Consider the following 11,940-nt stretch of genomic DNA (forward strand, 5'->3'; position numbering starts at 1 on the left):
ACAGAAGAAATAGAATTGGATGCTTGGGGGGAATGGGAATGAAGCTCAAACCAAAATTAATGATGATGTTTCTCGCCGCCGTACTAATCACGGCAGTTCCACTTGCAGCTCTGGGCTTGATTCAAACCGAGAAACAAGCCACGTTACATGTGGACACCAAATTAAAGGGACTAATGACCTCATCAGCCAACGAGTTAAATGGATGGATTAGCAGTAACGCTAAGGTTGTTGAAACGCTGGCGTTCATCATTCAGGAGGGTATACCTGAGGGGCAGCTCAATGCAGATTATTTTAATATTATGAAGCTTGGTAGCAATAAAGAAAGCCTTTCGGATCTCTATTTTGGTGCAGAACAAAACGGTGATTTTCTTAATGGCTCCGGATGGGTGCCTGACGCTGATTACGATCCCCGAAAACGACCATGGTACATGGAAGCCAAGCAGGCTAACCAATTAACATTCTCCGATCCTTATCTAGATATGGTGACCAATCAGTATGCGGTGTCCATCGCCATGCCGGTACAGAATAAGGAAGGTCAACTGCAAGGAATTGCAGCAGCCGACCTGCTTCTCTCTACCCTTACTGACACGGTGAGTAAAATCAACCTGGATGGGCTAGGATACACCTTTTTAATTGATAAAAAAGGACAGCTCTTGGCTCACCCTGATGACAAGCTCGTGAATACATCAGCTGCGGATGATCCAGAACTCCAGCCTTTACTGGCTGATATGCAAGCTAACCCGTCAGGGCAGAAGCTTTTCCGTTACAACGATGAGAATTATTCCTTGTTCTATCACCAGATTCCGAGTACAGGCTGGGTGATTGGTGCAGTAATTTCCGAAAAGCTCGCTTATGCCGAGTATTACACCTTACGTAACAATTATATTCTGATTATTGGAATTACACTGCTCGTTGTGATGGCTGCATCGTATTGGATCGCCTCACTCTTCATTAAGCCTCTGAGAAATCTGCATGGCACATCCCAGCAGATGTCGAGTGGTGATTTTACCAGCCGAGTGAACATTAAAGGCAGAGATGAATTTGCCGAGCTGGGCACGGCATTCAATCAGATGTCCGATCAACTGAGTGCGCTGCTTCAACAGGTGACCTCTTCCGCGGATCAGGTACAGCGTATCTCTGGTGAGATGGAAGAACATACGAACAATACAAAGCGCATAGCAGAGCAGATCTCCATTGCCACAGATGAACTGGCTCAAGGCTCCAGCAAACAAGCCGAATCTGTCTACGATGGCTCAAGTCGTCTGTCAGAGATGAGTGATAACGTTAGCGGTATTCACCGCAGTGTAGAACAATCCGTCGACATGATGCGTGAAGCAAGTGAAGCTATGCAAGTCGGGATTCAGGCAGTTGACCACCAAGTCGAGCTTGCAGGCGATAATCGCAAATCTATTGACCGTGTTGGAGAGTCCATCACACTGCTGGCAGACAAGTCACAGAAAATCGAAGGCATCGTCGATATGATTCGTGGCATTGCCTCACAGACTAATCTGCTTGCCTTGAATGCTTCAATTGAAGCAGCTAGAGCGGGTGAACATGGACGTGGATTCGCCGTCGTAGCCGAAGAAGTCCGGAAGCTAGCCGAACAATCTTCAAGTTCTGCCCAGGATATCATCGTATTGCTGGATGAGATTCAGGCGGCCAGTCGCCAAAGTGTGCATGAGGTGGTTTCGGCTGAAGGTGGCATTGATCAACAAGTCGCTGCTGTGCATGAGATGCGCGAATCATTCACAAGGATTAAGCAATCCATTGACGGTATCAACAGCCAGCTAGGGCTTGTATCTTCTGCCACGACTGAACTGGATGGAAACGCAGGCAAGATTGCTGAGGTGATCTCCAGCGTAGCAGCCATGTCAGAGGAAAGTGCAGCTTCCACCGAGGAAGTTGCCTCCTCAACGCAAGAACAGGTTAATTACACGACGAGTATATCGAAACGTGCTAATGAACTGTCACAGCATGCCAACACATTATTCCAAGAAGTGAAGAAGTTCAAAATCTAAACGGAAACGTTCAAATTAGGACAAGATGTATTCCTTCGAAGCACTTCAGTAATGGATAAACGAACTTGTTCGTCCTTCACTACGCAACTTCTGAATCTGCTTCGCTCACGGAATGATCAACACAATAAATAAGCCGCGTCTCCCCTCAGGGAATCACGTGGCTTATTTATTGTATACTCCAGTGTTGTGCTTAGTGTGAGCGAGAGCGAGAGTGACGGTATAACGCCATGCGAGCATGCTCTTGTTAGCGTTCAACCTTACGTCCTGTTGACTCTCGTACCACCAACTCAGGCTTCAACACCTTCTGTTGTGGCTGCTTCTTGTGATCCTTCAACTCTTCAATAAGAATATCCACCGCATGACGGCCTAGTTCTTCAATAGGCTGAGCAATTGTTGTGAGCGGCGGGCTCGTCACTGACGCCAGAATGGTATTATCGAAACCAATAATCGACACATCTTCAGGTACACGTAGGCCTAGTTCCTTCGCTGCCTGTAGCGCACCTATCGCCTGTATGTCATTACAACAGAATAGACCTGTTGGGCGCTCGATATCGCTAAGGAGTTGAAGCACTTCCTGTTTAGCTGCGTTCAAGTCAGCAGAAGAAGCTCTGATCCGTTCCGATGCAAGCGTGTGTCCTGCCTGCTGCAGCTGCTCACGGAAACCTCGGATGCGTTCTTGACTACTGCTCACCTTGAACGGTTCAGATAACACAGCAAGACGGGTGTGCCTCAGTTCAAGCAAGTGCTGGGCGGCTAATGCACCACCTAATCGGTCATCAATAGCGACCGTGTGCACAGATAGCGTAGGCATCTGGCGGGCAATCAACGCAACAGGAATCGACTGTTGCAGCAGTGGTGCCAATATATCTGCATTATCGATCCCTGTTCCGATCATCATGCCATCGACTCTTTTTTGCTGTAACAGATTCAGGTAACGCTCTACCCGCTCGTCCTTGTTATCTGTACTGCAGATCACGACGCTATATCCCAGCTTGCGACTTCGATCCTCCACCGCCCGAGCCAGCTCAGCGAAATATGGATTCGAAATATCGGGAACGAGCAGTCCCAGCGTATATGTCTGTTTGCCTGTAAGTGCGGCGGCAATGGCACTTGGTTGATAGTGCAGACGTTCCATAATCTCCATGATCTCAGCGCGACGCTTTTCACTGATTTTCCCTTTGCCGTTAATAACCTGAGACACCGTCGCTATCGATACACCCGCTTCACGTGCTATATCGTAAATGGTTGCTTTCAATGTTATTTCCCCATTTGTTCTACATATAAAGTTCATTATACATAGGTAATCGTTTCTTCTTATTATGCAGGGGGATGTCCGCATAAGCAACCAACTGTAGGTTCTTCCCGTGCATAAAACAGGTTCATACATGTTAAGGACTCTGATGGAGTCTATCTTTTGTTCATCAGCCAATCATGGTCAGGATCGTTATGGAATTTCCATGTCCGCGTTGGCCCAGCCATCACGTTCAGATAATACACCTCATACCCTGGAGGAGCACCTACCGGATGATATCCACATGGGACAAGCACCACTTCACCATTGTTGACTGCCAGCGTCTCATCCACAGAACGATCATCGGTATAGATCCGTTGAATAGCGAAGCCTTGCTGAGGCTCTACACGGAAATAATATGTTTCCTCTAGCAATGACTCATCTGGCAGCGCATCTCGATCATGTTTATGAGGCGGATAACTCGACCAGTGTCCATCCGGTGTAAATACTTCCACGACAAGTAAACTGTCGGCTTCCTTCTGCTCTGGCAATATGTTATGGATCTGCCGTTCCAGATTACCATATCCTCGTGTCTCGACGCCTACATCCTCAGGTGCAATCAGACGTGCTGGATAACTTCCTTCACCAGGCGCTGCACATATAGCAATTTCAAGCTTGGTAAGTGCAGTAATCTGTACTTGATCCGAGCTTGGAACATACACGGAGTATGGAGGGATTTTCTCAAAAACGCTCATTCTGCGCCCAATACTCTCCCACGTGTTCTTCTGTGTACGCACATTCGCAAGTCCGCTAAGAAGAACGATACAGAGCTCCTGATCCTCGCTCTCACGCCCCCACGTCTGATTCTCCTCCAGCTGTACCACCTGAAATCCTACGTATTCCCAGCCGGCCGACTCTGGCGTAACGGTTAACAGTGTTCCATCCTCTGCTGGATTGAATTCGGGTTTCACTATGCGTTCTGACATGCGGTTACCGACTCCTCTCGAATTGCAATTTTAGAACAAAAGTGTGATAGCGGTTAACTTGTTAATTAAGATTGAACAGCCGTCTGCGAATCCACCGATACACTCGGTACCTCACGAAGTTTGACGGGTCTTCCCTGTTGGAGTGACATCCGAGCCGCATATGCAATCCGTTCTGCTTGAACCGCATCATGACCATCCACGATCACAGGTATATCCTTCAGGATAGCCTCTATAAACAGTGCTGTTTCTTGTACATACGCTTCGTTGTAACGTTCAAGGAAAAAGTGAAGTGGTTTGTCCCGTAGCAATCCCGTAGCTGTGCTAAGCTCTACCGTATTCGGATGATCATTGGCAGCCGCAGTGCTACCCTTTGATCCAAACACTTCCACACGCTGATCATATCCGTAAACCGCTCGGCGGCTGTTATCTATAACACCAATGGCTCCATTGGCAAAATTCATCGTTACAATCGCAGTATCCACATCTCCATATTCAGCAAATACAGGATCCACCAGCACATTGCCTTGTGCATACACTTCCTCTACTTCACTGCCTGAGAGATAACGAGCCATATCAAAATCATGAATCATCATATCCATGAAAATCCCACCTGATACTCGGATATATTCCGCAGGCGGCGGGCTAGGGTCACGAGAGGTAATCTTGATAATATGTGGCTCTCCGATGGAGCCATCCTGTACATGTGCGCGCACCTGTCTGAAATTATGATCAAAGCGGCGATTGAATCCGATCTGTAGCTTCACTCCTGCCTGCTGTACAGCCGCTACGGCTGTCTCTGTCTGATGAAGATCCATACTCACAGGCTTTTCACAAAAAATGTGCTTACCTGCTTGCGCTGCTAATTCAATAAGTGGCACATGAGTATCTGTTGAGGAACAGATCAACACAGCATCTACGTCAGGATGTTCAATAAGCTCTGTACTGTCCGTTGTTACCACAGAGATACCACGCATCCCTGCCCAAGCTTCAAGCTCTGGTCCCGCAAATAGATCACTTATGCCTACGATCTCCACATGAGGATTGCGCAACAAATTGTCGGCATGAATTTTACCAATTCGTCCTGCGCCAATAATACCCACTCTTACCTTGTCCTTGCCCATCCCGCTACCTCCCTGTATGCATATCAAGTCTTCCAAGACTTACTTAGGCTGTATTGTGATCAGACGATCACCCGTTGTTTACCAACGAGCCGTGACCATCTTTTTGCGCGTGTAAAACTCTACACCGTCTGAACCGTTGGCATGAAGATCCCCATAGAATGATTTCTTCCAGCCGGAAAATGGGAAGAATGCCATCGGCGCTGGAACGCCTAGGTTAATGCCGAGCATACCCGCATCAATTGTTTCACGGAATTGCCGCATGTGAGCTCCGCTACGTGTGAACAAGCACGCGCCATTAGCAAAATCAGAACGGTTTGCCAGCTCCACCGCTTCCTCAAGCGTCTCCACTCTTGCCACAGCGAGAACCGGAGCGAAAATTTCATCCTTCCAGATTTTCATCGTACTATCTACTTGATCGAATACGGTTGGCCCTACAAAGTAGCCTGCTTCCCCGCTTGCCTTATCCTTACGTCCGTCTCGAATCAATGCAGCTCCTTCTTGCTCTCCTGCCTCAATATACCCCAGCGTACGTTCCTTGTGTCCAGCACGAATGACTGGGCCTAGGAACACTCCCTCATCCAGGCCATTACCAATGGTAATCCGATCTGCAGCTTCCACCAGCTTCTGTACAAGTGCGTCTGCAACATCGCCTACAGCGACCACCACTGAACATGCCATACAGCGCTCTCCTGCGGAGCCAAACGCCGCGCTAGTAATTTCTTTCACTGTGAGGTCAAGGTCAGCATCTGGCATAACGATAGAGTGGTTTTTAGCACCAGCTAGCGCCTGCACCCGTTTGCCATGAGCGGAAGCCGTTTTATAGATATATTCAGCCACAGGCTGTGATCCGACAAAAGAGATCGCTTGAATCTGCTTATGTTCAAGCAATCCGTTCACGACATCATGTGCACCGTGAACGATATTAAGCACACCATCCGGCAGTCCCGCTTCCTTGAATAGCTCTGCCAAGCGTCCTGCCAGCAGAGGTGTACGCTCTGATGGCTTCAGGACAAATGTGTTTCCGCAGGCAATGGCCAGTGGGAACATCCAGCACGGTACCATCATCGGGAAGTTGAATGGGGTAATCCCCCCAATTACGCCTACTGGGTACCGATACATGCCTGACTCCAGCCCGGTAGCGATGTCAGGTAATTGTTTGCCCATCATCAGATTCGGGGCACCTGCTGCGAATTCCACGCATTCGATACCACGCAGAACTTCGCCGTAGGCCTCTGCGTAACTCTTACCATTTTCCAGCGTCACCAGCCTTGCGAGCTCCTCCCAATGTTCTACGAGTAACTGCTGATAACGGAACAAAATCCGTGCACGGCGTGGCACCGGGGTAACACTCCAGGATCGGAATGCCTCACGTGCTGTTTCAACAGCCTGGTCTACATCCGCACGCTCAGAGAGCGGCACATAAGCGATGATTTCTTCCGTAGCCGGATTCACAACAGGCTCTGTACGGGTAGATGTTGGGGTCACCCAAGTACCCCCGATCCAGTTTTGTACCATTGTCACATTTGTCGATGTCTCCGATGTTCCTTTTCCCATTGTCTTGTCCCCCTTCGTATATACGTGCCCCATGACGTCACCTGTACCTGAAATGGCAGTAGCGAAAATATTCCGTTAAACGATATAGGTTCAACTAAAGAAGGTTTAGTTGAACTGATGTATTTAATTAGTAGTTAATTAGTATACGATCCTCGGTAAACGGATCTGCATTTATGAGTAATGATGCGATCCAACGTTCACACTGTGATTTCGCCTCGGTTGCAGCGTTCGATATATTCATTCACCTGCTCCACCGTAGGCATTGCATCCGAACAACTGTGACTGGAGATGACGATGCTGGCTGCTGCAGCCCCATACCCCATACTGCGTTCAATCGTCCATCCTTGCATCAGACCATATAGGAATCCGGCTGCGTAAGAATCTCCGGCTCCAAATGTTTTGACAACACGAGCTGGATAACTATCCGCACGGTGGGATAGTCCTTCTCTTGTGTACGCAATGGAACCTTCCTTGCCGTGCTTGATCACTACGATTTTGGCATCAAAGTCGAACCATTTCTGAGCTGTCACCTGATCGTTATGCTCGGGGTTATGATCGAACGTTTCCATCATATCGAACTCTTCGCGAGTCCCTAGAATGATGTCACACTTCTCCGCTGCCAGATTGTAATAGACCGCTGTTTCTTCTGCCGAAGACCACGTATACGGACGGTAATCTAGATCAAACACAATGACAGTCCCATGTCTCTTCGCATAAGTTAGTGCCTGCAACACCGCTTCACGCGAAGGACTCTGAGCTAGAGCCGTACCAGAAATCAGGAGCACGCTAGAATCTGCAATGAGTTGCTCCTGCACCTCGCGCGGCTGCAACTTCAGATCAGCTACGTTATCCCGGTACATCAGAATACTGCAATCGGTTGGGCTTTTGATCTCTGTAAATGCAAGTCCTGTAACTGCCCCCGTATCATCCGATACAACATTGGAGGTGTCGATCGTGTTCTGCTCCAGATAACCTTGGATGAAGCGCCCCATCTGATCGTTTGCAATCTTGCCAATAAACGCTGTCTTCATGCCAAGCCTTGACATGCCAATCGTAATATTGGCGGGAGAGCCACCTACATATTTCGTAAACGTCATCGTTTCTTCCATAGGACGGTTGATCTCGTTGGCATTAAGGTCGATGCATAATCGGCCAATCGCAGTGAAGTCTAGCTTTCTGGATACTGGAAAGGATACGTAGGTCATTACCGTTGAACCCCTTTCTAAGGGAGATATTTATTAAATAATTAGGTCATTAACCTATTTCTATTGGGAATGCATTGCACTTCATTGTTAAATCCTCTAAAGAAGGTTCTTTTATGGCTCTGCGGCTCACTTGGAATCCATTAAATGCCTCTGTAGAGCTAGCGCTATTGACTCTGGTGAAAGTCTAAATACCTCTGCTGGCTCCATATCACTCAATAGTAACTTCATCTATTTTCCGAACCAGTTCGTGGACTACCCGATTAGTGATTCCATATATTGCAGAGAGCGTTTCGCATACTCATAAGGATTATGAATGGCTGGGTCTTGTTCCCCTTCGAGCATCGCCCAACCGTCGTATCCTCGTGTGATCAATTCCTGAAGAATTGGTGCAAAATCAATACATCCGTCACCCGGTACAGTAAACACGCCTCTACGAATACAACCCACAAAATCAGATTGTGCCTTCCTAGCCTCATCAAGCACATGTGGGCGAATATCCTTCAAGTGGATATAAGCTATCCGGTCATAATGTTTGCGAAGTACATTAAGTGGGTCTGCACCACCGTAATAAGCATGACCTGTATCGTACAGAAGGTACACCAGTGAAGGGTCGGTGAGCTCCATAAGCCGGTCAATTTCATCTGGCTGCTCCACCACAGTACCACCATGGTGGTGATATGTGAGCTTGAGCCCATACTCTTGAGCAATAGCTCCCGCTGCATTCAAGCCATCTGCAAATGTATGCCATTCCGATTCGCTCAATCTTAATACTTCTTTTTCATGTGGTGTGCGCCGTGGATCAAAATGCAGCGAACCACCGACCTCTGCCGTACTAATCACCTTACTACCCATCGACTGTAAAAATTCCGCATGTTTACGGTAACTGTCTAGCTCGGACACACGGTATGCTGGGTCTGACAGCAACACGGATTTCCATTGGGATACAAGACGGATGTTTCGTTTGTTCAATTCCTCCCTTAGCGTGGCAGGATCGGTTGGATATTTACGTCCCATCTCTGTACCTGTTAACCCGAGACGCTGAATGTCATCTAGAATCTGCTCACAGGTTGTAGCATCGCCATGTTCCTTCACATCCTCGCCAACCCAATTAATCGGATGAATCCCGAGCTGAAATGGCAACTTACTCATTGCTTCACATCTCCTTTGTCGTTCAACCTTTAAGTTCGTATTGTGAACAGTCCTGATTTAAATGGGTCTTGCCTTGGCTCGATTGGTTTGCATTGCCTGGTGAGCATGAATTACCTTTTCTTCTGCAGAGACCTCCGGCACACCCACATTCCACCATGACTCGTACCCACCCGCGTTGGTTCCGGGCACGACTGAGATCTCGATGAGTGTAGTCACGTTCTCGTTTTGAGCATCCTTGAGCGCCTGCTCCAACTGCTCTGCTGTCTCTGCCTTGTAAGCTTTGGCTCCCATACTCTTGGCATGGGCAACAAAATCCATCTGCATATAATCACCAGAGAGTCTCCCACTCTCCGTATCCCTGTAGCGGAACTCGTTACCAAACCCGTCGCTTCCGTGCTCACGCTGTAAGTTATGGATACACTGGAATCCGTTGTTGTTAAATAATAAAATGGTGAACTTCTTCTGTTCCTGTAAGCTGGTCACCAGCTCCGAATGCAGCATCAGATAACTTCCATCGCCTACCATGGCGTATACCTCACGATCAGGCTCAGCAAGCGCAGCTCCGAATGCACCGCTTACCTCATAGCCCATACACGAGAATCCATACTCCATGTGATATGTCTTCGGTTCAGCCGCACGCCACAGACGATGCAGATCTCCTGGTAAACTACCTGCTGCACACACGATAACGGAAGATGGATCAATCGTTTGATTAATAACACCAACCGCAGTAGTCTGTGCCAGACCATCTGCATGTTCTAGACTGTACAGCCGATCTACTTCTGTAATCCATTCATCTCGCAAATCAGCAACTTCAGTTGCACCATATTCGGTTTGGTATTGCTGCTCCTGCAATGCCTTCTGCAGAGCCTGTAGACCTTCCCGTGCATCTGCTAAAATGGCTTCTCCACCTAATTTGGCGGCATCCATGCTGTTAAGATTAATATTGATAAAGGCAGCTTCCGGATGCTGAAAAGCAGAGCGAGACGCCGTCGTAAAATCGGAGAACCGTGTGCCTACGCCGATTACAACGTCCGCTTCCCTTGCAAGCCTATTAGCTGCTAAGGAGCCAGTAACCCCAATGGCACCCACATTGAGCGGGTGGCTCCACGGCATAGCACTTTTACCAGCCTGTGTCTCGGCAACAGGAATACCAAACTTCTCAGCGAACTCCGCTAATTGTGCGGATGCTTCAGAGTACAATACACCGCCACCTGCAACGAGCAGTGGCTTCTTCCCACGGGCAATCTGTTCCGTTGCCCGTTCCAGTGCTGCAAGAACTGGAGGACGGCGATCCAAGTAGTGTACTTTGCGAGCAAAGAACGATTCTGGATAATCATATGCTTCTGCCTGAACATCCTGCGGCAGTGCCAATGTTACCGCGCCTGTCTCTGCTGGGTCAGTTAACACCCGCATGGCCTGTGTAGCTGCAATCATTAATTGCTCTGGGCGAACGATCCGATCCCAATACTTGCTGACAGCCTTGAAAGGATCAGTTGCTGAAATTGTATAGTCACTACTTACCTCCAGTTGCTGTAGCACAGGATCAGGCTCTCGCGTCGCAAAATTATCACCGGGAAGCAGTAGAACAGGAATACGATTAACTGTTGCGGTGGCTGCCGCTGTAATCATATTCAGCGCACCAGGTCCAATCGAGGTTGTGCAGGCATAGATTTGTTTGCGGTTCTTCTGTTTGGCATAAGCAGTTGCTGTATGCACCATGCCTTGTTCATTTTTTCCTTGCACATACCGCAACGTACCCGGGCTACGCTCTAATGCTTCTCCAATGCCAGTCACATTCCCGTGTCCAAAAATACCGATGACACCTTTTATAAATTTGGTCTCTACACCATCTACCGAAATATATTGTTGATCTAAATATCGAAGTAATGCCTGAGCCATCGTCAGTCGAATTGTTCCCATTCGTTATTTATCTCCCTTCCCTTTACAGGTTAAGCGCTTAATCTACGTTAAGTTTAAGCGCCTTACCTCTAAAGGTTAAGCGCTTAATTCACATGGTAATACAGCTTGCTAAATTAGGCAAGACATTTTTGTAAGCGTTTTATATTCATTGTTTAAAATAATTAGGTAATGGATGTGCGTTGAATATCACTTCTTTTGGCATAGATAATGTTATTACGTTCGTTGGAGTGTAAAAAAAAGCAAAAAAGATATGGCATATACCATATCTTTTTTGCTTTTCTATTGAAGCGGGTGATGGGAATCGAACCCACGCTATTAGCTTGGAAGGCTAAAGTTCTACCATTGAACTACACCCGCATACGATAAGATCGGGATGACACGATTTGAACATGCGACCCCCTGGTCCCAAACCAGGTGCTCTACCAAGCTGAGCTACATCCCGTTATGTATACCGGCGAGAGGACTCGAACCTCCACGGTTTCCCACTCGATTTTGAGTCGAGCGCGTCTGCCATTCCGCCACGCCGGCATATGAAGTTATAATGGCGCGCCCTGAGAGATTCGAACTCCCGGCCTTTTGATTCGTAGTCAAACGCTCTATCCAGCTGAGCTAAGGGCGCAAATATAAGCGGAAGACGGGAATCGAACCCGCGACCCTCGCCTTGGCAAGGCGATGCTCTACCGCTGAGCCACTTCCGCAAATAAAGGATGCGCGTGGAGGGACTTGAACCCCCACGTCAAAGACGCTAGATCC

Annotated in this window: 8 protein-coding genes and 5 tRNA genes; 1 reads left to right on the plus strand and 12 read right to left on the minus strand. The window is 48.1% G+C overall.

What is annotated here, in order from left to right:
- Nucleotides 1-38: 38 nt before the first annotated feature.
- Nucleotides 39-2,018 (plus strand): methyl-accepting chemotaxis protein, encoded by a 1,980-nt coding sequence (locus M3636_RS28780; protein ID WP_251384714.1) that lies wholly within the window; start codon nucleotides 39-41, stop codon nucleotides 2,016-2,018.
- Between the two features lie 244 nt (nucleotides 2,019-2,262).
- Here M3636_RS28780 and M3636_RS28785 read toward each other — a convergent pair whose 3' ends face one another.
- The 12 genes from M3636_RS28785 to M3636_RS28840 all read right to left on the minus strand — a co-directional run bounded on the left by M3636_RS28785 (nucleotide 2,263) and on the right by M3636_RS28840 (nucleotide 11,885).
- A complete protein-coding gene (locus M3636_RS28785) occupies nucleotides 2,263-3,273 on the minus strand; it encodes a LacI family DNA-binding transcriptional regulator (protein WP_251384715.1) in 1,011 nt (336 codons plus the stop codon).
- A gap of 152 nt (nucleotides 3,274-3,425) precedes the next feature.
- Nucleotides 3,426-4,235 (minus strand): 5-deoxy-glucuronate isomerase, encoded by an 810-nt coding sequence (iolB, locus tag M3636_RS28790; RefSeq protein WP_251384716.1) that lies wholly within the window; start codon nucleotides 4,233-4,235, stop codon nucleotides 3,426-3,428.
- Between the two features lie 65 nt (nucleotides 4,236-4,300).
- Complete coding sequence (iolG, locus tag M3636_RS28795) at nucleotides 4,301-5,356, minus strand: inositol 2-dehydrogenase (RefSeq protein WP_251384717.1); 1,056 nt, start codon at nucleotides 5,354-5,356, stop codon at nucleotides 4,301-4,303.
- 78 nt (nucleotides 5,357-5,434) lie between these two features.
- The gene (locus M3636_RS28800) at nucleotides 5,435-6,910 is read right to left on the minus strand and encodes a CoA-acylating methylmalonate-semialdehyde dehydrogenase (RefSeq protein ID WP_285859255.1); all 1,476 of its coding nucleotides are present in this window, start codon (nucleotides 6,908-6,910) and stop codon (nucleotides 5,435-5,437) included.
- A 197-nt stretch (nucleotides 6,911-7,107) separates the two neighbouring features.
- Nucleotides 7,108-8,115 (minus strand): 5-dehydro-2-deoxygluconokinase, encoded by a 1,008-nt coding sequence (gene iolC, locus M3636_RS28805; RefSeq protein ID WP_251384718.1) that lies wholly within the window; start codon nucleotides 8,113-8,115, stop codon nucleotides 7,108-7,110.
- Between the two features lie 252 nt (nucleotides 8,116-8,367).
- Nucleotides 8,368-9,264, minus strand: a complete 897-nt coding sequence (gene iolE, locus M3636_RS28810; RefSeq protein WP_251384719.1) for a myo-inosose-2 dehydratase — start codon at nucleotides 9,262-9,264, stop codon at nucleotides 8,368-8,370.
- A gap of 57 nt (nucleotides 9,265-9,321) precedes the next feature.
- On the minus strand, nucleotides 9,322-11,187 hold the full coding sequence (gene iolD / locus M3636_RS28815; protein WP_251384720.1) for a 3D-(3,5/4)-trihydroxycyclohexane-1,2-dione acylhydrolase (decyclizing): 1,866 nt from the start codon (nucleotides 11,185-11,187) through the stop codon (nucleotides 9,322-9,324).
- Between the two features lie 286 nt (nucleotides 11,188-11,473).
- Nucleotides 11,474-11,544: transfer RNA gene (locus M3636_RS28820), tRNA-Gly, on the minus strand.
- An 11-nt stretch (nucleotides 11,545-11,555) separates the two neighbouring features.
- Nucleotides 11,556-11,629, minus strand: a tRNA-Pro gene (locus M3636_RS28825).
- Between the two features lie 7 nt (nucleotides 11,630-11,636).
- A tRNA-Leu gene (locus M3636_RS28830) sits at nucleotides 11,637-11,715 on the minus strand.
- 14 nt (nucleotides 11,716-11,729) lie between these two features.
- Nucleotides 11,730-11,806 (minus strand) — tRNA-Arg (locus tag M3636_RS28835).
- 7 nt (nucleotides 11,807-11,813) lie between these two features.
- A tRNA-Gly gene (locus M3636_RS28840) sits at nucleotides 11,814-11,885 on the minus strand.
- Between the last annotated feature and the right edge of the window lie 55 nt (nucleotides 11,886-11,940).

The organism is Paenibacillus sp. MER 99-2 (assembly GCF_023714095.1).
Taxonomy (GTDB): domain Bacteria; phylum Bacillota; class Bacilli; order Paenibacillales; family Paenibacillaceae; genus Paenibacillus.